This window comes from Glutamicibacter sp., from assembly GCF_035257265.1.
Taxonomy (GTDB): domain Bacteria; phylum Actinomycetota; class Actinomycetes; order Actinomycetales; family Micrococcaceae; genus Glutamicibacter.
The window spans coordinates 110,957-132,821 of the sequence record NZ_DATEXC010000050.1; the positions used below are offsets into that span (position 1 = coordinate 110,957).

A 21,865-nucleotide genomic window follows, 5' to 3' on the forward strand; every position below is an offset into this window, starting at 1 on the left:
ACCGGCCGGCTCAGGCGTCGATGACCAGATCGGTGCTCGCGGTGGAACAACACGGGAGGAACTTGCCGGCCGAGATTTCTCTGGCACGGATTCCGCCTTGATGGTTCATCTGAACCTCACCATCGAGTTTGACTACCTTGCATGAACCGCACATGCCTTCTTGGCAGTTCGCCCCGATGCGGACTCCGGCACGTTGCGCGACTCCCAGGATGTGCTCGTCGCCATTGATCTTCACGTTCAAGGCGCTGCGCACAAAGGTCATCGTCAGGCTCCCGCTGCCAACGGTGGGGAAAGTCGAAGGATCAACCGGCCCGGCCGGTTCCACCAAGGGTTTAGCCGGCGGCAAAGAAATATTGGAGTCGACGACTTCTAATTTCTGTCCCGTAGCTTCGATGGTTCCTGCTGAGTCATACTCCGGTTCATACATGACCAGCTCAAGGGGCTGGCTTTCGTAGAACTGGTCCACCGACTCGGCGACTTCCTCGGCAATACCCTCGGCCAAGGTAATTTCCTGCTGGTATTCCAGCACTGTCTTATGGTCACCGGAGAAGAATTCCATGAACACCGAGGTGTCATCCACCCCCACTTCGCGCAGGAGTTTGGTGGCCAGATTCAGATAGCCTTCGGGGCCGCAAGCGAACACCTTGCGCCCATTGGCGTCCGGTGCCACCGCATCAATCATCTGTGCGGTGAGCCGTCCACTGAAACCGTCCCAACTTGCGGGCTTTTCACGATTGCCTAAGGAATAGGAAACCTTGATCCGCGAATCAACCTGAGTGATGTATTCCAGTTCGGGCCAGAACGCGAAGTCCCCGGGTACCGTGCCATGGCAGAGCACCACCACGTCCGCTAACCCGGGCAGCGAATGAATGGTGCGCACCATGGACATGATCGGGGTGATTCCCGCACCGGCAGATAAGAACAGGTAGCGCGCTCGCCGGTCGGAGTCTCCCAGATGGAATGCGCCTACCGGGCCGAGCATGTCCAAGACCATTCCGGGGCGCAGATTTTGATGCGCCCAGTTGGAGACGAGGCCGTTAGTGTCCCTTTTGATGCTGATATTAAAGGTCCACGGCACGGTGGGCGCACTGGATATCGAATAACTGCGGTCCACCGAGTCTTGGTCTTCGCCGTGCACGGGGAAGGCAATATTCAAATATTGGCCGGCACGGAAAGCCAACGGTGCCCCATCGACCCGGCGAAAGACGAAGGTCATCAATCCGCCGGCCTCGGCGATGGTCTGCACGCACTCGGCCATGAACTCCTGCGGGTGCCAGGGGCCCAGCGCGCGGGCGGCACTGGCCGGTCCATCTTGTCCGCGCAGTACCCGGTTCCATGGCATTTCCAATCCGCGGATGCGCTGGGCTTCCGGGATACCGGTGCGGGTGGTGGCTTCGGTCATGCCAGGTGCTCCAAAACGCGCTGGGTGTACCAGTTAAGGAAAGCCTCAACCTGGTATTCGCTCAACATGTAGGGGCCCGGCTCGTAAACCGGGCTGGCCGCGCCCTTTTGGCACAGCTCCACGAACGCCTTGTCCTGCAGGTTTGTCTGCTTCCAGGTGTGCGTCAGGGTGTCCAGATCATAATCTTCGCCTTCCAACGCATCATCGGCTACCAGCCAGGTGGTGCGTACCAGGGTTTGGTGCTCGTTAATAGGGAAGACGGCGAAGGTGATGATGTGATCGCTTTGGAAGTGGAACCAGCTATTGGGCTGCAGGTGCATGGAGCAACGTCCAAGGCGGAAATCGCGTAGGTCGCCCAGAAGTTTTTTGGATAGCCGGTGGCCGTCGGGGGAGAAGGATTCACCGTCGCCGTCCAAGGATTCACGGGAGATGCGGATCCCGGCGATGCGGGTATCTAATTCTTCGACAACTTCGAATGGGATGCCGTAGCGGCGGCAACGTTCTTCGAGGCTTGACTGAGCCTGTTTATTGCGTTCCCACACTTCTTCGAGATGGGTCGGAACGATTTCGTCGCTCAGCCCCCAGGTGGGGAACAGCGAGCAGGCAAGTTCTGGGTGGCCATCGCAGTGGTAGCACTCGCGGTTGTTCTCCATCACCAGTTTCCAGTTGGCCTCTTCGATGATGTTCTGCTGGTAGGCCACCTTAGTGCGGGAGATGTCGTGCGGCGCAAGGTAGGGTTCAAAGATTTCGGCGACCTGATCAAAATCCGCAGGTGGTTCTTGGGCGAGGCAGACAAAAATGAGTCCCGCTCGAATCTGTCCGTGGGCTCTCTTGAGGGCGAAGCAATTCTTGTCGAACTTTGCTTCCCCCGGAGCGGAGGCATGGATCAGGTCTCCTTCAGGGGAGTAGGTCCAGAAGTGGTATCCGCAGACAAGGTTTCCGGTGCTGCCCGAAGCTTCGGTCAGTACTCGGGCACCGCGGTGGCGGCAGACATTGTGCAGGACGTTGACTCCGCCGTCGTCGGTGCGCAGGATGATCAGCGAATATGGGCCGTAGTCGACGGTCACGTAGTCTCCGGGTTCGGGGATCTCGGCGACACTCGTGGCGAAGAGCCAGTGCGTTCCGAAGACCGCCTGCATGTCCAGCGCAAAAACAGCTGGGTCCGTGTAGAACGGGGAGTCGAGCGAATACCCTAGGCGCCGGTTCTGGAAGAGCTCGGTAATTTCGGTGAGTTGTTCGGCTGTCACCGAAGAAGCCAACTTGCCTCGCATGGAATGCGGGGAACTTACCGAAGCTGTCATTTTTACTCCTAGAAGCCAGAAACCAAGTGTTGTCATGGTGGTGGATGCACCGCAGAAATCTGTGAAGTGAATCACCATATATGTCGAGACTAAAGTCTGAAGAGTCGCATGAAAAGCGCAAGAAAGTGGAGGAAATCATGCACAATAGGTGCATGATTGATCCTCGTCTGATTACCCTGAGAGTTTTCTCCTCGGTGGGCACCGTGGCACGTACCGCTGAGCTCACCGGGTACTCGCCCTCCGCGGTGTCTGCGCAGCTGCGTGAACTGCAGCGTTCACTAGGGATTAAACTGCTGATCAAGGATGGGCGCGGCATCCAGCTGACGGTTGCCGGCAGGCATTTTGTGGCGGGACTCGACGGCATTGTGTCCCAATGGGAGCAGTTGCGGGCCTCGGCCTTGGCCAGTGAGGGACAGGTGCAAGCGAGCTTCGGTTTGGGTGGATTCTCCACAGCCGCTGCCCAATTGCTCGCGCCCTTGGCGGAAGAGCTGCACACCGTCCACCCGCACGTTCAGGTGCAGCTGATGGAAGCTCACCCGCAGCGTTGCTTGGATCTTTTGCTCGCTGAGCGAATCGACCTGGCGGTGATCGTAGCTTCGCAGGCTCACGGGTCAGCCGAGGCGGGCGCCCGATTTGAGCAGACCGTGTTGCTCGATGACCCGTTGGACGTGGTGCTGCCAGCCGGACACCGGCTTGCGCTGAACCAAACCGTTTCACTGGAAGAATTGGCCGAGGATCCATGGATAACTGAAAATGAACAATCGGTATATCGCTCGCTATTCATCTCGGCATTCACCTCGTTGGGAGTCACGCCGCACATTGCGCACGAAGCGATCGAGTGGGAAACCATGATTGCCTTTATCGGCGCCGGCTTAGGTGTGGGGTTGCTGCCGCGGTTGGCCACGTTGGGAAATGTGGAAACTGTGGTGCGTCGACGCATCTCCGGAACTGCCAAACCTTCGCGGCGCATCGTTGCGGTGACCCGCAAAGGCGGGCGGGGTTCGCCGCTCATCGAAGAATCTTTAACTTTTCTGCAGCACACTGCGGAAGCGATTATTTCCCAGCGATTGACTGAGGAATTGGACGGTTAGGCCAGGCCGCGAGGCGCCGGAGGCCGGAGAACTATTTTTCCATTGGCTATTGACACAGATCACACTCATGAGCAGACTTTGGCTAAGTCCGAATAGTATCCAACTGATATTTCATGTGAAAGGTCATCCATGGGCAACTTGGCAGTCAGCTACGCCGGTGCAGGCAAGGTCGAACTTATCGACACCCCGTACCCAGAATTTGAACTGAAGGACGGTCCGGGAGTCCACCCGGCTAACATCGGGCGCCAGGTGCATCACGGTGTCATCCTGAAAACCATCGCCACCAACATCTGCGGATCCGACCAACATATGGTGCGCGGACGCACCACGGCTCCGCAGGGGCTAGTGCTTGGCCACGAAATCACCGGCGAGGTCGTAGAAGTAGGCCGTGACGTAGAGTTCCTTAAGGTAGGTGACGTTGTTTCGGTACCCTTCAATATCTCCTGTGGGCGTTGTCGAAACTGCAAGGTCGGACAAACCGGCATCTGCTTGAACGTCAATCCTGACCGGCCGGGTTCGGCCTACGGCTACGTGGATATGGGTGGCTGGGTTGGTGGCCAGGCCGAGTACGTGCTGGTTCCGTATGCGGACTGGAACGCGCTGAAATTCCCTGACCGGGATCAGGCAATGGAGAAAATCTTGGACCTGACCATGCTCTCCGATATCTTTCCCACCGGCTACCACGGCGCCATCGGTGCCGGGGTGACGGTTGGCTCCACGGTGTACGTCGCCGGTGCCGGTCCGGTTGGATTGGCAGCTGCCACCTCGGCCCAACTTCTGGGGGCTGCCACGGTCATCGTCGGTGATCTTAACGCAGACAGACTAGCCCAAGCCAGGAGCTTTGGCTGCGAGACGGTAGACGTTTCGCTGGGCGACCCGGGCGAGCAGATTGCACAAATCCTCGGTGTTCCAGAGGTGGATTGCGGAATTGACGCCGTGGGCTTTGAAGCGCGCGGACACGGCCAAAACGCCAAGACAGAGCAGCCTGCTACGGTCTTGAACTCGCTGATGGAAATCACCCGTGCCGGTGGTGCCTTGGGTATTCCGGGACTCTACGTCACCGGCGACCCAGGAGCCGCAGATGAAGCGGCCAAGCAGGGTTCGCTGTCAATGCGTTTTGGTTTGGGGTTCGCTAAATCGCATACCTTTGTCACGGGCCAATGCCCGGTCATGAAATACCACCGCGGGCTCATGCAGGCAATCCTCTCCGACAAGGTGAGCATCGCCAAAAACGTCAATGCGACCGCGATTGCTTTGAAAGATGCACCGCAGGGCTACGCAGCCTTTGACGAGGGCGCTGCGCAGAAATTTGTCCTTGATCCACACAATATGATCCGCGCTTAAGCCCGCATCAGTTTCCCGGGCACGAGCAGGTTTTTAGATCTGTTCGTGCCCGTTATCCAACCCCTAGAGACTCGCATCTTCTGGGGCGGAATTATCCCAAGATGTCCATGCCCGGACTTGTTGCGCCCAAAAATGGGTCACCGGTCCACCACAGGTCGACGGCACTGGCGGACATCAAGACATCAGGCTACGGAACATCGTCTCGGCGGGTGGATGCAGTCGCCATCGAGATGAAAACTACTGACGCAAAAAATCTTCAGTGAGTGTCGGTTAAAAAGTTCCGCCAACAAAGGAAAGCCATGAAAAATAACGAGCAACCCGTCCAAGATCTGGTGAGCGAGCTTCATTCCGCGCGCAGACGAAAGCCGAAGAGATATCTTGCCGCGGGCACAGACTACTGGGTCTTCGGAATAGCCGGAATCTTGACGTTGGCCTTTATCATCTGGGGATTTTCTTCCCCCACCGGCCTGGGGAGTGCGGCAAGTACCGCCCTGGACTGGGTGATCACGAATACCGGCTGGGTCTTCGTCATTGCAGCGACGGTGTTCACGGTTTTTGTGCTTGTTGTGGCGGCTAAGAGCTTTGGCCGGATCCCGTTAGGCAAGGATGGGGAGAAACCGCAGTTCAGCACGATCTCATGGATCTCCATGATGTTTGCAACCGGTATGGGCATCGGGCTGGTCTTTTATGGTGTGGGCGAACCATTGTTCTTCTATATGTCACCACCGCCGGGAACGGTTGACGGTCAGACTTCGGCCGCGGTGGGCACAGCCATGGGCACCACGCTTTTTCACTGGACACTTTTCCCCTGGGCTATGTACGCGATTGTTGGCTTGGGGATGGCCTATGGAAGCTTCCGTCTAGGACGTCCGCAATTGTTCTCCTCGATGTTCAGTTCGGTCTTTGGTGAACGGGTAGTTCACGGTGCCGGCGGTAAGACGATTAACATTTTGGCGATTCTGGCGACTCTCTTCGGTTCAGCTTGCTCGCTAGGTCTTGGAGCGTTGCAGATCGGCGGCGGTATCCAGTCCGCCGGCATGCTGGATAAGGTCGGCTCGGGCATGTTGGTGCTGATTATTGCGATTCTGACGGCCATGTTTGTGGCCTCGGCGGTCTCTGGAATTGAACGCGGCATTCAGTGGCTTTCAAACATTAATATGGTGCTTGCGGTGATCTTGGCATTGGTGGTTTTCATCGGTGGCCCGACGCTATTTATCTTGAATATCATCCCGAACGCCGTAGGATCCTTTATCAGCGACCTGCCGCAAATGGCTTCGCGCACAGCTGCCTCGGGTGATGAAACCATGGCGACCTGGCTGTCTTCATGGACTATCTTCTACTGGGCCTGGTGGGTGTCTTGGACGCCATTTGTGGGGTTGTTCATTGCTCGTATTTCGCGGGGTCGAAGCATTCGCCAATTCGTTACAGGTGTCTTGCTCGTACCCTCAACCGTCACGTTGATCTGGTTCTCTATCTTTGGTGGCGGAGCCATTGGGTTGCAGGAACGTGCCGAACGAAGCGGCGACATGGGACAAGCCATGGCACAAATGGTTGATGGCGCCCCGGACATCGTCTTTGATTCAGTGCTCTTTGATCTGCTGGACAAACTACCCTTCCCGGCCTGGTTCGCAACGGTGTTGATGGTACTTACTGTGGTGCTCATCGCGATCTTCTTCGTCACCGGAGCGGATTCTGCCTCGATTGTGATGGGTGCGCTCAGCGAACGAGGCGCCGAGGATCCGAGCAAGAAATCCGTGATCTTCTGGGGTGTCTCGGTAGGCGCCGTGGCTGCGGTGATGCTGTTGGCCGGTGGAGATCATCCGGCGGCAGCGCTGAATGGTCTGAAGAACATCACCATTGTCGCCGCACTGCCATTTGTTCTGGTGATGTTGCTGCTCTGCGTGGCTATCTGGAAAGACCTGAGCCGTGATCCGCTGGTGCTGCGCGGCAAGGTAGCGCTGGAGGTACTTGAACAGGCAGTTGATGATGGCCTTGAACGACATGACGGGGAACAGTTCAGCTTGATGACAAGAGAAAATTCGATAGTCACAGTCAAGGCTAATCCCGCGGTCGGTACAGCGGAAGCACCTATGCGGTCAACGACCGATAGGGCGGAAACCGATGAGGATCGGGATCCGCAAACGGAACCGGCCGGCAGGTAATAGAAAACTCAGATGCTCGGCAGCAGACCTAGGGTGAAAACCAACTGGTTGCTTCCGAGCATCGCGAGGTGTCGCGGGGCTTATGGTGCTTTTCGCAAGGCTTGCTCAAAGTGGGCCACGTGAGCGGAGACAAGCTGTGCAGCTTTCGTTCCGTCGCCGTCCAGGATGGCTTTCAGAAGAGCAGAATGCTCAATAATATGTTCGGCTATGGGTGGCATTTGGTCGATAACCAAACACCAAATGCGAGTGACTAGATTATCGAGGCGTACAAGCGTTTCTTCGAGATGCTTATTGGCGCTGGCGCGGTAAATCAACCGGTGAATGTGCACGTCTAGGAGCAATAACGAGCGTTGATCCATGGACTCGTCCAGAGAATCAATCTTCTTCAGGTATTCGGCTAGTTCGGCGCGAATCTCGGGATCCTTATTTGCCGCTGCATTATGCGCGGCCATGGGTTCGAGCACCTGGCGGATCTCAGAAATTTGGTTCAGTTCGTGAAAGTCTACGGCGGTGGCAAAAGTTCCGCGACGTGGGTAGGAGACAACCAAATGATCGGTTTCAAGACGCTTCAGCGCTTCGCGTATAGGGGTACGCCCCACGGTAAGTTCCTCGGCCAAAGCAGGTTCATGAATGGGATGCGTCGGAGCGATTTCCAACAGCACAAGTCGATCCCTTAGCAGGTCGTAGGCGCGATCGGCCATCGAACTGGTGGTTGTTTGTGTGGGCGTAGGTGGCATCAGAACATTGCTCTCATTCACTTGTGAAATATCAGTTGCCTATAAGCAAAGAGTATCTCGCAGAAGCGCTTCTGGTCACCTTGAAGGTGAGTTTTTCGTTTCGAATAGTGCTCCAGCATGTCGTCTTTCTAGCCTGGATCCGACGACGACCGTTGCTGCGTGAGCCCAGTGAAAAATGATTGAAAATACCTATTGACGATGGATAGACGCACGCCTAAGCTTGTGATCAAACATTGATATATCAGTAGTTTTATATCCGGTACTTAACTTGGTTTATTTTGATTTTGCTGGTGGTCATCACCAAACTCAAGCCAGGTTTTCCTCTCATACCTTTTAGCCCGGCCTTGCAGGCGCAATGAAGTATCTTGGCTCATCTTCACTCAAACACGACTTATGGCGGATGCCTCCGTCAGCTCGGTGAACTAATAAGGAGCGGCACAATGACCGAACCAAACAATATCTACGTCCTGACTTTCACCTGCGCCGAGCGTTCGGGAATCGTTCATGCTGTTACCGGATTGCTATTGAAGCATCAGGGAGACATCCGCGAACTCAAGCAACATGATGACCAGAGGTCAGGCACCTTGTTCATGAGAATTGAATTCGAAATCTGCAATGAGCCCGATACCACCCAAGACATTGCCGGACTTGAAGCGAGCCTCGAAGAGCTCGCGCAGGAGTATCAAGCCCAGTGGGGAATGCGTGCTGCTGGAAAGAAAAAGCGCGTAGTTGTCATGGTCTCGAAATTCGGGCACTGCCTGCATGATCTACTGTTCCGCGCCCGAATGGGTGAACTTCCAGTGGAGATTGCTGCGGTGGTCTCAAACCATCCAGACCACCGTCAGCAGGTTGAATGGAATGGGATACCGTTCTTCCACATTCCGGTCACCGCTGAAACAAAGCCCGAAGCGGAAACCAAGTTGATGGAACTGGTGGACCGCTTTGATATCGACCTGGTGGTGCTTGCTAGGTATATGCAGGTCCTCTCCGATGACTTGACTAGGAAGCTCACTGGTAGGGCAATTAATATTCATCATTCATTCCTCCCCTCCTTCAAAGGAGCGAAGCCCTACCACCAAGCATTCGAGCGTGGTGTGAAGACCGTGGGCGCGACTGCGCACTACGTCAACAGCGAACTGGATGAGGGCCCAATCATTGCCCAGCAGGTCCAAGAAGTAGACCACAGCTACGGACCAGAAAATCTAGTAGCAGCGGGCCGAGATACCGAATGCAAGGCGCTCTCGGACGCGGTGCGCTGGCACTGTGAAGACCGCGTATTCCTCAACGGGTCGCGGACAGTGGTGTTGCGCTAAAAGGGTCGGTAAAACGAAGTTCTAAAACAGTAATGTGCATCTGCGAGGCTACGTAAGAAGCAGCCATAACTAGGCACGTCATTTTTCACGGGGAGAAGAAAATGACGTGCCTAGCACTGTGCCCGGATGCCGGAGCGACGAAATACATCACCGAACTGAATGTGCCTGTCGGGTCGATTGGTCAGAATTCCTAAAGCTGAATTATGGCTGATCTGAGCAAAGCCAGAAAAATTTAAAGTTTTTCGAATAACTGCGTCACGAATCCCGGTTCGCCGACTCTTAACGTACATAGGTGAGGATTCGGGTCTTGGGGGCTTGAACTTTTACCTGCAGCGGTGGTGGCTGGATGGTTAGCTATTTTTGGGGAGACCCATTCAGCCACTGTGGCTATAAGTAATAAAGAAGGCCGTGCGAGACCCAAGGAGGTCCGTCGAACAAGTGACAGGAGGCGGTGAAACACACCCGTATGTCGGTATAGTCGATGAAGTCGACGAATACTGGCTGTGCAATTCTAAGGTCTTGGGGAACTAATTCATTGCGCATGTTTAGAGCAAGATGCATTGATTTCTAAAGTTTGGGGACTTTGTGGCAGTAGATCCAGGAGCCGATTTCGCCGGGGCAAGCGATTCGGATCTCATTGAAGGAGCCCGCATTGGTAATGAGACTTGCCAGGAACGCCTTTACCAGCGACATAAACAGGTAGCACTAGCTGTAGCCTACCGACATACAGACAATCCTTCCGAAGCGGAAGATATTGTTTCCGATGCTTTCTTAAGAGTGTTTACTTGCCTAGCACGTGGAAAAGGCCCGTCCGAATTCTTTCGTGCTTACTTGTTGACTACAGTCTCGCGGGAAGCCTTCGGGAGAAACAATGCCGCCAAGCGAGATATCGTCACAGATGAAATGCCCGAATTCGGGCATGGCGATCCGCAGGCTGATGAGGCCATGCAACGTAATGAGGCTCTGCTTATCAGTAGAGCTTTTAACTCGTTGCCCGAGCGCTGGCGGGCTGTTTTATGGCATAACGAAGTTGATGGAATGCCACCACGTGAAATTGCCGCGATCTTGGGGATTGCTCCCAATGCCGTGTCGGCCTTGGCGGTGAGAGCCCGCGAAGGACTACGCGAGTCCTACCTCTCCGCACATCTGAACGACCAATTGGACCTTGCCGCGAGTTGTGAAACTGCTCGTAAGCAAATGCCGGCGTTTATCCGCAGGAATCTTCCTGCCAAGGCACGGCGCTCGCTCCAGGGGCACATAAAAGGTTGCCCCGCTTGTGCCTTAGTGTATGGCGAATTACAACATATCGGCGGATTGATGCGAAGCGTGGTGCTTCCTTTGATAGTTGGTGGAACCACGGCGCTTGGATTATCGGCGGCCGGTGGCGTGACGCAACTCGGCGCTAGCCTGAGCACTGTCGCTGGCGGGGCATCGGCAGGCACTGTAGTGGCTGGTTCAAGCGTGACAACTGTTGCTACCGGAGCGGCGAGCGCCACAGCAGTTTTGGTGAGCGTTGGAAGTGGGCTGACAGTATTAGCAGTGGTTGCTTCCGCTGCAGGGATTTTGCCACCGTTGCTTGGTGGCCGTCAAAACGAACCCTACATTGAGGACGCCTCCCAGCAACAAGTCTTCGAAACAGAAAATGTTGAAGCACGAAGTGAGATTGTGGACTTCATCAGGGATTCAATCTCCTTTCGAGTACCATCGGACACCTCAGAGGCTGATTCGCAAGAGGGCAAAATATCCCCGGAACCCACACGACCGTCTGGCGTCAATGAATTTTTGTTCAGCGCAGGGCCGGTGTCAGGCCTGCAATCGAGTACGCTGCCCACAACTGAACCAACGTCGAAATCATCAGTGGAACCCAGCTTTGAGCCGAGTGCTGAGGTTACGGCCAAACCCACGGTAGAACCTACCCCTGAAGAAATGCCCTCACCTTCAGCGGAGCTAGTGCCAAAGCCTAGTGCTGAGCTGACGCAGGAACCAACGATAGAGCCAACATCGGAACCCACTCTTGAATCGAGCGTTAAACCGACGGTTGAGCCAACGTCGGAACCCACGCTTGAATCTAGCATCGAACCAACTAGGGAACCGAGTCCGGAGCCAACTTCGGAACCGACGATTGAGCAAACTACGGAACCGAGTGTTGAACCGACTGAGGAGTCGAGTTGGGAGCCAACTTCGGAACCGAGTGTTGAACCGACTGAGGAGTCGAGTTGGGAGCCAACTTCGGAACCGACGATTGAGCAAACTACGGAACCGAGTGTTGAACCAACTGGGGAACCGAGTTTAGAACCGACGGTTGAACCAACTGATGAGTCGAGTTGGGAGCCAACGTCGGAACCCACTCCTGAACCGAGCATTGAACCAACTGGGGAACCGACACCGGAACCCACGCCTGAACCGCATGTGGAACCGACGGTTGAGCCAACTACGAAACCGACACCGGAGCCAACAGATGAGCCTTCAGAGCCTGAAGAAAGTGAATCAAACGTAAGTTTTGAAGTATTGATGAATAAGCTTCATGGCGGATTCTTGTCTCGTTATGAGTTCACAGTGACTCCCACCGAACCGATGAAAAATAAGCAGTTGGTCTTCAACGTCGAGATGGACCACTATTTGTGGGGCTGGATCAACGTTGGCGCAGGTTGCACGGCGACACCGACATCATCAAAAACTATGAGTGTTCAGTGCCTAAATACTACTGATACGCCAGCAACGGTGACTCTCACGCTACTCCCGCGACACCGAAACATAAACATCAGTTTCAGTGATTCAAATGATCCAGCAGCACGGTATGAATTTTCTGTCCGTTGATAAAAATACAGACTAAACTGACGGGTTATTCGTGTTTAGTCAGCCGAAGGGCGCTTGCGCTGTGCCTTAGTTTCTGAACGACGTGACTTTGTTGCCAGTCGGCGCCGCTGCGATCCCTTAGTAGGCTTCGTGGCGCGCCGGCTTGGCCCGTCTGGTGCTAGTGCGGTGGCGATGATCTTGGCGAGTTTTTGCAAGGCAAGCTCGCGGTTGCGTAGCTGGGAACGTTGCTCCGATGCGCTGACGGTAATGACGCCAGCAATGAGCTTTGAATCTAACCTGGTCACTAAGCGTTCACGTTGATAATCGCTAAGTGCGCGTGAACCGGTAACTGACCATGACAGCTCAACGCGGCTATCCGAGGTGTTGACATGCTGGCCGCCGGGGCCAGACGAACGAGAGAACCGCCAGTTGAGCTCCGAATCCGGAATGCTCAGTGCGCGGCTGATCTCTAAATCCATACTTCTAGCATCCCACGGGTACCGGCAAGCACAGAAAAACTCTTGGGTTCAAGGCACCCAAATCGGAGTACATTGAAATTGGAGGGTTCTCCATTTTCGAGTTGCCAAGGAGATGTTCAGCCATGGGTGCTGAAATGAAGTACAAGATGCCTTTCAACTACGTTCAAGTGGTTATCGCTACCTTCGGTGCGGTGGTCATGAGCGTTTTTGTTCTCTTAGTCAGTGAAGCTGCTGGCGCGTCCATGAAATTCACCGGCGGAATGTTCCAGAACGTGGACTTCATCCATATCGTTCGTTTCATCGCGTTGCCATTCTTGATTCTAGGTTTCCTGACCTTTCTGATTGGCCGTGCGCGGCCAGGTTTCACCAAGATCGCTCAGTGGGTCGGCGTGGTTGTGGTGGTTGTTTCCATCATCAACCCAATAATGTTTGCCCCCGATCTAGCCAGTGGTATCGGGATGTCTTTGATCCTGCTTATTGTTGGTGCTTCGTGGTACATCGCCGTGAACAACTCAAACCATATTTCCCGGCAATCCAAGCTTGCACGTCTGCAAGCGAAACAAGACGCCGTTGCCTAGGAAGCGGGATGTAGGCTGAGATGAGGAATCGTCGAGGGCCCGAAAGTAACCGGGCAATGAAGGGAGAAACATGTCGATTGTTGTCATCAACGCGTTGAAGGTACCGGCCGAGGCGGGCCCCGAACTAGAGAAGCGATTCGCCGCTCGTAAAAACTCGGTAGACAGCTCGCCAGGCTTTGAAGGTTTTAAGCTTTTGCGTCCCGTGGCCGGCGAAGACCGGTACTTTGTTTTCACCCAGTGGGCCACTCGCGAAGACTTTGAGAATTGGCGGGATCAGCGCTCAGAGGCAGCCCATGCAGGAAGCGACAAGAAGCCTGTGGCTTCCGGCGCGGACCTGATGGAATTCGAGATTGTCGAGCTCTAGAGTTTCCAATCCTAAAAATTGACCGGTGCTGTTGCACCGGTCAATTTTTTTAGCTTCGAGACGTTCAGGGTGAGACTTCGCAAGCAGAGTTACGAGTCAGAGATGGAGAACTGCACTCGCTGCCAGCCGCTGGCGCCATTGGGAACCGGATCTGCGCGGTCACTGGTTTGCATTTCCCCGTCGGCGTTATACGCGCGAACCGTAACTGAATGGTTGCCAGACGTTCCGCCTTTCCAGACGTAGCGCCATTGGCGCCAGGTATCCAGCGTGGCTTCTTCGCCCAGTTCGGCCTTTTGCCACGGCTCATCATCAACCTGGACTTCGACTTTGGAAATGCCGATGGTCTGCGCCCATGCGGTGCCGCCGATGACAACTTCTCCGGGCGGGAGTTTGGTGAAAGACCGTGGGACGTCTACACGGGATGACATCTTGATAGGTCCGCGCTCGGACCATCCACGGGTAGTCCAATAGGCGTCTTTTTCGCCAAACCGTGTCACTTCAAGGTCAACAACCCACTTGGTGGCTGAGACGTAGCCGTAGAGTCCGGGCACCACCATGCGCACCGGGAAGCCATGTTCCAGTGGAAGCGGTTCATCATTCATTCCGATCGCCAGGAGGGCCATGCGGTCATCGGTGAGTATTTCCAGTGGTGTGGAGGCGCTGAACCCATCGATGGATGTGGACAGCACCATGTCGGCTCCTGCCTGAGGGCCGGCCCGCTCAAGCAACTTGCGCAAGGGGTAGCCGAGCCATTTGGCGTTGCCGACCAGGTCTCCACCGACGGGGTTTGAAACACAGGTGAGTGTCAGGTAGCTTTCGACAAGTTCCTCACCGAGCAATTCATCAAAGCTCATCGTGAATTCGTTGTCCACCAAACCATGCACGCGAAGGGACCACTCGGCAGGGTCAATGCGAGGTACGGAAAGCGCTGTATCAATGCGATAGAAATCTTCATTGGGTGTGACGAATTTTGGCATTCCCTTGAGGTCTATCTGAGCACCGGTGGGAATCTTTGCAGCCTTAGCTTTTGGTGCCGGCAACCCTAAAGCGAGACGTGCGGCTTCTGCGGCATTGCGTGTTGCAGCGATGGAGGTTCCCACGCCGGCGGCGATGGCTGCCCCGAGCAGAGAAAGTGAAGAGGCCACGAGAAATTTTCGCCGAGATGGACCGGCGGGTGATTTTTCCTCTGGCTGCGGAGATCTGTCCTCGGCGGCAAGCGAAGTCAGCCATTTCAGGGTTCCCAGGCCGAGCAGTGTTCCGAGAATTACCGGTACCAAGTCCATTGCGTCGGTCGCGGAGCGGGTGATGACCGAAGCGCCGATCACCGCGGCCAGAATGAGGATGGACACGGCAGCGGCAGCAAAGCTGCGCCGTGCCAGCAGGCCTACGAGTGCTGAGAGGATGGCGGCCACCACACCCAAAGATACAAAGAGCGCAAGCTTGTCATTGGTCCCGAAGGTCGCAATGGCAAAATCTTTGAGCCACGGCGGGGTGAAGTCGATGAATGTCGAACCCAACGCGACGAATGGTGCCGAGGAGGTCGCAAAAAATACCGAGACCAGTTGTGCGGTAGCAAAGAGGACCGCCGCGGAAATGAATCCGGCGAGCCCGAATGCGAATAGCTCAAAACGCTTGGATCTGCTTGCCTCGTACATCTTCGACCACCTCATACGTTGTTCTGCACGTGTCTGCAACTAGGCCAAGAGAGTGCCTATGGGTTATTCGGAGCCGTAGCGGTCTTGGATTGGCTGCTTGCCAAGATCTTTAAAGCCATCGACGTCATTGCTGCTGTGATTTCATGTGGTTGTAAGATTCTAGGGCTTGGGTCCTTGATTGCTTAAGGTCTATCACCGGTTCGCTGGCCAAAGGTGCGTACCGGGACACGTAGGAACCTTGTGGATCGAATTTTTTGGCCTGCAACTCGGGGTTGAAGATCCGGAAGTACGGTGCGGCGTCGGCTCCGCAGCCAGCCACCCATTGCCAATTGGCTGTATTGCTGGCGAGATCCGCGTCAACCAGGGTGTCCCAGAACCATTGCTCGCCCACTCGCCAATGAATCGCGAGGTTCTTCACCAGCAAGCTTGCGGTGACCATTCGCACGCGATTGTGCATCCAACCGGTGTGCCACAGCTGAGCCATTCCCGCATCTACCAGCGAAAAACCTGTTCGGCCGCGTTGCCAGCTTTCCACCAGATGCGCAGCTTCTGCAGAATCCGCTGGCCAGGACCAATCGAAATCATCAAATTCTTTGCGCAGGTTTTCGGTGGGAAGCTGCGGGTGGTGGTAGTAGAGGTGCCAGCAGAAGTCACGCCAGGCAATTTGGCGGCGCAAGGCTGTTGCTCCTTCGGCTGCTGCAGGGGACTCTGCGGCGTAGCGGCTTAATTCTTCCCAAACCTGGTGCGCGCTGAGATGGCCCCAACGCAGTGCCGGGGACAGCGCGGAGGTGCCGTCTAAGTCCGGCCGGTCATGGCTGCTGGCATAGTCCGCAGCAATGGAATCGAGGACTTCGGCAAGCCGTTGCCGGGCCGCCGGTTCACCCGGCGTCCAGGTCTCGCGCAAGCCCGCGGCCCAATCCGGCGTGGTGGGCAGCAGCTTCCAGCTCTCCAGCTCATCACTGGCCAGAGCGGAGGAATCAAAGGGTTCCTGTGCTTCCGGAGCGGGCAGAGCCGGACGTATTTCCCAATTGCGCAGGGCGTTGTAGAAGGGCGTGAAAACCTTGTAGCCGGTCCCGTTCTTTGTCAGCAGCTCCCACGGTTCGTGCAATAACGTGCCTGCGTAACTGTGTGCACCGATGCCCCCGGCGCGCAGTTGCTCCTTGAGCTGCGCGTCTACCAGGCGTTCGGCTTCGCCGTATCGGCGGTTCCATCTGACGGTCTGCGGGGAGCAAGCGGCACTGAGTTCCGCGGCGATATCCACCGCCGGGCCCCGGCGCAATATTAACGGTATGCCCAGTGCGTGCAGGGAATCGTGGAGGCTGGCCAGGGCATGGTGCAGCCACCAGCGAGCGGCCGCTCCCAGTGGCCTGATGCCCGCGGACTGCTCGTCCAGAATGAAGACGGCGATGGTAGGCCCGGCCGCGCGGGCGGCGAGCAGGGCGGGATTGTCCATGGTCCGGAGATCATCGCGGAACAGCACGAGTTGGAGCGGTTGCGTTTGCTGGTTCATTGGATCTGCCTCATAGACACACCCTAATATATACCTAGCTAGGCTAGGTAAATTATTGGATGTTCACGCTAGCCTAGCCAACGAGGGCCATCACCGGATCGGTGGTGGGAGCCGTTGAACCGCCTGTGGGTTCAACGGTCAAAGCGATCGTCGTACCTTCCTCAATCGCGGGCAGTTGAGCGCTCCAGTCGCCGTGCGGAACCACATCTGAGGGAACTGGCGACCCGCCTTCGGCGATGGTCCATAGCTGGTAATCATGCTCTTGGTCCATGGCTGGCAAATCGTGGCCGAGCACCACGGTCCCGGACGAGGAAGCAAGCAAGGTCATGGCGCCCTGGCCTTCGGCCATCTGGGCGTTGACCACCTTGACCTGCTCGCCATCAAGCACTGAAAGCAGTTCGTTGTTCTCGGATTCCGCGGTCACCGCACGCTGGTGCTGGTTGACCGCGACTGCCGTTGGCACGGCGGCCAGGACCACTGCCGCCGCGGCTGCTGCGAGCCAGCCGTAGCGCGGCATTGAGCGGCGCTTGTGTTCGCGTCGTTCGCTCAGCGAAATCGGTGCTTGCGCATCCTGAGGCGGCAGCGCCGCGAAGATCTTTTCACGCAGGTCCGCCGGCGGTGTCAACGCGGTGGCACGGTCGATGTGCGAGAGGGTCTCGCGGTAGCCGCGCAACCATTGGGCTGCCTGCTCGTTGGAGCCGGCCAATTCCTCGGCGCGTTGGCGTTCCCCGGGTGAATCGAGGGCTTCCAGGGCCAGCCCGGTCAGTAGCTCATGGTCTTCGGTGCTCAATGAGCCGTCATACTTTCGGCGATCCACTTATGCCACCTCCAAACATGTCTTCAAGCGCTGCAAGGCGCTGCGGATTCTGGACTTCACCGTGGCCAGGGGCATCTGCCGCCGTTCGGCCACTTGCGCATAGGTGCTGCCACCGTAGTAGGTGTCAATAACCGTCTGCTTTTCCTTGTCGGTCAGGGTTTCCAGACAGCTGCGAACCCGTTCCGAATCAACTTGGGCCATCAGCTCGTCATCAATTTCCGTGACTTCCCGGTCTACGGTGAAGTTGCGGTCCTCGCGTGCGGTCCGGGCTTCTTCCGAACGGATCCGGTCGATTGCCCGGCGGCGGGCTATGGTCGAGGCCCACGCGTAGATGGACCCGGTGCCTGGTGAGAAACTGTGTGCATTGTTCCAGATTTCAAGCATCACCTCCTGGGTGACCTCTGAGGCCAAGGCCGAGTTTCGCAGCAGCCTGACAGAAATTCCATAAACCACGGGGGACAATTCCCGGTACAACGAATCGAAGGCCTGATGGTCTCCCTGTGCCACTCGCTGGCAGACGCCGTTCCAATCTCCGCTGGAGGTGGTGTCGGCTTCTGCCCGCGTTCCAGTACCGCTCGGTGCTCTGTCCATGGATTCGAGAGTATCACCGGAGCCGGTCATCGATTGCGTTGTGTCAGCGTTGTGCATGTCTCCTGTTCCGGCCGGGCCGGAAAGACCCGAGTCACTGCCGTAGTGCGGGGGCCGTTAAACGCCGTGAGGCCGGTGCTGATGGTCTTTCACCTAGCACCGGCCAACTGGCGGGGAACATCTTCCCGGTTTTCGGTTCTAATTACTTCTTTGCTGGTGGCATCAGCACTTCGTCCAACAGGTAAACAGTTGCGTTGGCGGTCTGCACGCCACCACAGATGACCGAAGCGCCATTGACCTTCAGGTCATCTCCGCTGCCGGTGACCTTAACATCCTGTCCCTCTACGGTGGTCAGTTCGCCTGAAAGATCTGCAGGCTTAATCTGGCCGGGAACTACGTGGTAGGTCAGCACCTTGCTGAGCATGTCGGCGTCCTTGACCACTGCGTTGAGGTCCTTCTCAGGGATTGCTGCGAACGCGTCATCAACTGGTGCGAAGACCGTGAACTCATCACCATTGAGTGTGTCCACGAGGTCAACCTTCGGGTTCAGCTTTCCGGATACCGCGGCGGTCAGCGTCTTGAGCAGTGGGTTGTTCGAAGCTGCCACGGCTACCGGATCCTTAGCCATTCCGGCTACCGAACCGTCACCCTTTGGCACTGCTTCGGCGTAAGCCGCGCAACCAGAGCCAACCAGGTTAGCTGCTGGGTCCATGTCCGAGTCAGCCATTGGCGACTCGCTGGCCATTGCCGAGCTGCTCGGGGCCGCCATGGAGCTGGAAGCTGATGGCTCTGCGGTTTCGGAGCCGGTTGAGCAAGCGGTCAATCCCATTGCTGCAACTGCGACCAGCGAGAGTGCTCCAACAAATTTGCGGTTGAGTGTCTGCATGTCTATCTCCTTGCCTTACGACGAGAAACCTCGTCGTATTTTCCCGACCCTGTTGGTGCGGGCTGTCATGAAGCATTCGGAGCGAGATGAGAAAAGGATTGAAATAAGTTGGAAAACTTTTTTGCGGCACATAATTTCATTGATAATCGGCTAGATCACGGGGAAACGAAAAGTTTCGGTTCATCGATTAAGCGACGTCCCGGTTCGTTGGGTGAAGTGTCGATGTTCGTTCTGCGGAAGACTTTTTGGGCAGAGCGCTCTAGATCCCAAGAAAATTGCCCCTGCACCGGGTCAAGGTACAGGGGCAATTTTCGTGCTCACTCAAGCTGTGATGGGTCAGGTGGATCAGTCGATGAGATCATTTGCCAAAAGCCGGTAAGAATTCAACCGGTCCTCGGGATCATTAACCAAGGTGTTGAGCATCAGTTCATCGGCCTGATGGGATGCAGCCAATGCCAAAAGTTCGGCCCGGACCTTGGCCGGGGTTCCAACGATCAGTGCCTGACTGCGTTCCGCAGCCCGTGCCCGTTCCTGGGTGCTCCACTGGTAACGTGCGGCGGTGGCAGTCGAAGGGATCGGGCCGTCGTGCCCAAAATCCTTACGTACTCGCCAGAGCAGCAAAGCCTCGGCCAACGCGTGAGCATGTTCCTCGGTTTCCGCAGTGACGAAGCGGACCGCCAAGACCGTATGCGGAGTGTGCCCGGAACTCAGTGCTGCCTCGCGATAAGCGCCGGTCGCCGCCTCGCCGCCGGTGGGGCGAAGGAAGTGCCCGTGCACGTAGCCGGCACCGAGAGTTCCCGGCAGCGGTGCGCTAGAACCACCGGCGCCCAGTACCCAGACGCGTCCGGCAGGTTCACTATTCGACGGTGCGTGTGCGGCGTCAAGCTCGTGGACCAGCGAAGCGATTTTTGCCGCGTAGTTCGGGTCGCTGAGCGAGGCTCGCCCCACACCGGTGTCCACACGGTCCGGATGAACCGCCGAGAGCAGGCCCATCGCTTCGGTAACCTTTTGCGCCGAATAGTAAGGCAGAAGAATCGCGCCGGTACCGATTCTGATCTTGGCTGTGCGCTCCAGTGCCAGTGCCGTCATCATTTCTGGGGCCGCGCTGGCGAAGGACTGCGAATTGTGGTGCTCGGCAAACCAAATGCGGTGGTAACCCAGCGCGTCAGCATCCTGCGCCAGATTCAGGCCGCTGGCTAATGCCTCAGGCCGCGTGGGGGCGTGCTCGGTGAGCGGGACCTGATCAAGAATTGAAAGTCTCATGCCGGCCGATCTGCTAATTGATTCTTAGCGCTAAGGCTTAACGGCATGATGAAGTCCTCTCGACGGTGATGGGTCCGTGGCTGAGCTTACCGGGTTGGTACCCGAGGAGCATCCATCACTGCTGACGGCGAATATGGAATTGGAGCCTTCGACCGAAAGGCGTCTAGTCCAAGTAACGAGTTTGTCGTGCCATCAAAATACTGGGGTGCACCGACCCTTCCAATTTTTTCGATACAGGATTTCTGCGCCTCAGCGGTCAAATTGCTATCTCTAGAATCAAGTAATTTCAGCGCTGATCTGATACGAAGAGAATCCATAATCCCAGAGACGCATAATTTATGGCTGTTTGGTGTTAGCCGGTACTGGTTTCGCGCGCCAAAGATGAACTGTGCTCCTTGACACAACTTCACGTTTGGTACTACCGTATTGCTAATTGGTAATACCAAAACTTTTAGCCGGGACCTTCACCCCTGACCCAAAGCCGAGTCAAAGCGATTCGTCGGAGAGACACGAATATGAATCTGCGCAAACGAGCCAGCATTCTCCTCGTCGCAGCAGCCATGATCTTTTCTGTGGCAGGCTGCGCCACAGCCGGAGAATCAGACGATGGTTTCAAGACCTTCCGCCTAGGCATGGTTGCTGCCTCTGGCAGCGTGCAGCACAAGAGCGCGGAACGGTTCGCGAAAAAGATCTCCGATGATTCGGATGGAAAACTTCAAGTTGAGGTCTTTCCCTCCGGACAGATCGGCAGCGATGAATCGTTGGGTCAGGATTTGTCCATGGGCGGGTTGGACTTCGCTTTCTTGAATCAAGGATCGATGGCCGGCATGGACCCGCTGCTCGACTTCCACTACCTGCCATATATTGCGGCGAACTACGCGCAGGCAGACAAGCTCTTCTACGGTGACGGAATCATCCCCACCACGATGCACGAAACACTCGCCAAGAACAATATTAGGGCGCTGGGATGGTATGAACTGGAATATCGCGGAGTCTCAACTTCAGACGGCGCGGTGCACACCCCGCAAGATCTCGAAGGACAGAAAATTCGCGTCCCTGGGTCGGCCGCCATTCGCGCATTTTTCGAGCAGCTACACGCTCACCCGACCACTATTCCCTTCCCGGAACTGTATACCGCCTTGCAACAACGGACAGTAGACGGCCAGGACAACGGTCTGATCTTGACCTTTGACAACCGTTTCTATGAGATCAACAAGTTCTACACGATGATCCGTCACGTCTACGCGACCGGAACGATTGCCATGAGCGAAGAGGCTTACGAAGGGCTTTCCGAAGAGGAAGCCGCGATTGTTGAAAATGCTGCCCAGGATGCACAGACCTGGGAAGTCGCCGAGGAGCGAAAACTCACCGACTCTTACATCAAGAAGATGCGTGAGGACGGAGTTGAGGTCACTGAGCTTACCGAAAGTGAACTCTCCGCCTTCCAAACAGTCGGCCAATCCGTGTGGCAGCAGATGGAAGAACGGTACGGAGCCGATCGCATCGCTCAGTTGCGACAAGAAGTCAACGCAGTAAAGAACCTCAAGTAGCGCCCGATGAAGCGCGCACTAACCCAGGA

General features: G+C 56.2%; 18 protein-coding genes. 8 read left to right on the plus strand and 10 right to left on the minus strand.

Going from position 1 to position 21,865, the window contains the following annotated elements; translation table 11 throughout:
* Positions 1-10: 10 nt before the first annotated feature.
* Both VJ369_RS13465 and VJ369_RS13470 read right to left on the minus strand, forming a co-directional pair.
* A complete protein-coding gene (locus VJ369_RS13465) occupies positions 11-1,402 on the minus strand; it encodes an iron-sulfur cluster-binding domain-containing protein (RefSeq protein WP_324092583.1) in 1,392 nt (463 codons plus the stop codon).
* Positions 1,399-2,703, minus strand: coding sequence for an aromatic ring-hydroxylating dioxygenase subunit alpha (locus VJ369_RS13470; RefSeq protein ID WP_324092584.1), 1,305 nt, complete (start codon positions 2,701-2,703; stop codon positions 1,399-1,401). Before VJ369_RS13470 ends, VJ369_RS13465 begins: the two co-directional genes overlap by 4 nt.
* Positions 2,704-2,855: 152 nt before the next feature.
* On the opposite strand from VJ369_RS13470, the gene VJ369_RS13475 reads away from it, so the two are divergent.
* The 3 genes from VJ369_RS13475 to VJ369_RS13485 all read left to right on the plus strand — a co-directional run bounded on the left by VJ369_RS13475 (position 2,856) and on the right by VJ369_RS13485 (position 7,300).
* Positions 2,856-3,794, plus strand: a complete 939-nt coding sequence (locus VJ369_RS13475; protein ID WP_324092585.1) for a LysR family transcriptional regulator — start codon at positions 2,856-2,858, stop codon at positions 3,792-3,794.
* Positions 3,795-3,923: 129 nt separating this feature from the next.
* Positions 3,924-5,138, plus strand: coding sequence for a formaldehyde dehydrogenase, glutathione-independent (gene fdhA, locus VJ369_RS13480; protein WP_324092586.1), 1,215 nt, complete (start codon positions 3,924-3,926; stop codon positions 5,136-5,138).
* A 299-nt stretch (positions 5,139-5,437) separates the two neighbouring features.
* Positions 5,438-7,300, plus strand: a complete 1,863-nt coding sequence (locus tag VJ369_RS13485; protein ID WP_324092587.1) for a BCCT family transporter — start codon at positions 5,438-5,440, stop codon at positions 7,298-7,300.
* An 80-nt stretch (positions 7,301-7,380) separates the two neighbouring features.
* On the opposite strand, the gene VJ369_RS13490 is transcribed toward VJ369_RS13485, so the two are convergent.
* Positions 7,381-8,037: a GntR family transcriptional regulator gene (locus tag VJ369_RS13490; RefSeq protein WP_324092708.1), complete on the minus strand. Its 657-nt coding sequence runs from the start codon at positions 8,035-8,037 to the stop codon at positions 7,381-7,383.
* A 440-nt stretch (positions 8,038-8,477) separates the two neighbouring features.
* Here VJ369_RS13490 and purU point away from each other — a divergent pair, with 440 nt between their 5' ends.
* Both purU and VJ369_RS13500 read left to right on the plus strand, forming a co-directional pair.
* Positions 8,478-9,350 (plus strand): formyltetrahydrofolate deformylase, encoded by an 873-nt coding sequence (purU, locus tag VJ369_RS13495; RefSeq protein ID WP_324092588.1) that lies wholly within the window; start codon positions 8,478-8,480, stop codon positions 9,348-9,350.
* Positions 9,351-9,935: 585 nt separating this feature from the next.
* Positions 9,936-12,167: a sigma-70 family RNA polymerase sigma factor gene (locus tag VJ369_RS13500; protein ID WP_324092589.1), complete on the plus strand. Its 2,232-nt coding sequence runs from the start codon at positions 9,936-9,938 to the stop codon at positions 12,165-12,167.
* Positions 12,168-12,202: 35 nt separating this feature from the next.
* Here VJ369_RS13500 and arfB read toward each other — a convergent pair whose 3' ends face one another.
* On the minus strand, positions 12,203-12,625 hold the full coding sequence (gene arfB, locus VJ369_RS13505; RefSeq protein ID WP_324092590.1) for an alternative ribosome rescue aminoacyl-tRNA hydrolase ArfB: 423 nt from the start codon (positions 12,623-12,625) through the stop codon (positions 12,203-12,205).
* A gap of 122 nt (positions 12,626-12,747) precedes the next feature.
* Here arfB and VJ369_RS13510 point away from each other — a divergent pair, with 122 nt between their 5' ends.
* Together VJ369_RS13510 and VJ369_RS13515 are read left to right on the plus strand one after the other, a co-directional pair.
* Positions 12,748-13,203: a DUF6069 family protein gene (locus VJ369_RS13510; RefSeq protein WP_324092591.1), complete on the plus strand. Its 456-nt coding sequence runs from the start codon at positions 12,748-12,750 to the stop codon at positions 13,201-13,203.
* A gap of 70 nt (positions 13,204-13,273) precedes the next feature.
* Entirely contained in the window at positions 13,274-13,567 is a 294-nt protein-coding gene (locus VJ369_RS13515) for an antibiotic biosynthesis monooxygenase family protein (protein ID WP_105677132.1), read from the plus strand.
* An 89-nt stretch (positions 13,568-13,656) separates the two neighbouring features.
* Here the strand turns inward: VJ369_RS13515 and VJ369_RS13520 are convergent, their stop codons facing one another.
* From VJ369_RS13520 to VJ369_RS13545, 6 genes are all read right to left on the minus strand, one after another.
* Positions 13,657-15,222: a molybdopterin-dependent oxidoreductase gene (locus VJ369_RS13520; protein ID WP_324092592.1), complete on the minus strand. Its 1,566-nt coding sequence runs from the start codon at positions 15,220-15,222 to the stop codon at positions 13,657-13,659.
* Between the two features lie 124 nt (positions 15,223-15,346).
* Complete coding sequence (locus tag VJ369_RS13525; RefSeq protein WP_324092593.1) at positions 15,347-16,732, minus strand: deoxyribodipyrimidine photo-lyase; 1,386 nt, start codon at positions 16,730-16,732, stop codon at positions 15,347-15,349.
* 73 nt (positions 16,733-16,805) lie between these two features.
* On the minus strand, positions 16,806-17,549 hold the full coding sequence (locus tag VJ369_RS13530) for an anti-sigma factor (RefSeq protein WP_324092594.1): 744 nt from the start codon (positions 17,547-17,549) through the stop codon (positions 16,806-16,808).
* Positions 17,550-18,197: a sigma-70 family RNA polymerase sigma factor gene (locus tag VJ369_RS13535; RefSeq protein WP_324092595.1), complete on the minus strand. Its 648-nt coding sequence runs from the start codon at positions 18,195-18,197 to the stop codon at positions 17,550-17,552.
* A gap of 142 nt (positions 18,198-18,339) precedes the next feature.
* Entirely contained in the window at positions 18,340-19,023 is a 684-nt protein-coding gene (locus VJ369_RS13540) for a fasciclin domain-containing protein (protein WP_324092596.1), read from the minus strand.
* Between the two features lie 345 nt (positions 19,024-19,368).
* Entirely contained in the window at positions 19,369-20,286 is a 918-nt protein-coding gene (locus tag VJ369_RS13545) for an LLM class flavin-dependent oxidoreductase (RefSeq protein ID WP_324092597.1), read from the minus strand.
* Between the two features lie 515 nt (positions 20,287-20,801).
* Here VJ369_RS13545 and VJ369_RS13550 point away from each other — a divergent pair.
* Positions 20,802-21,836: a TRAP transporter substrate-binding protein gene (locus VJ369_RS13550; protein WP_324092598.1), complete on the plus strand. Its 1,035-nt coding sequence runs from the start codon at positions 20,802-20,804 to the stop codon at positions 21,834-21,836.
* Positions 21,837-21,865 lie beyond the last annotated feature (29 nt).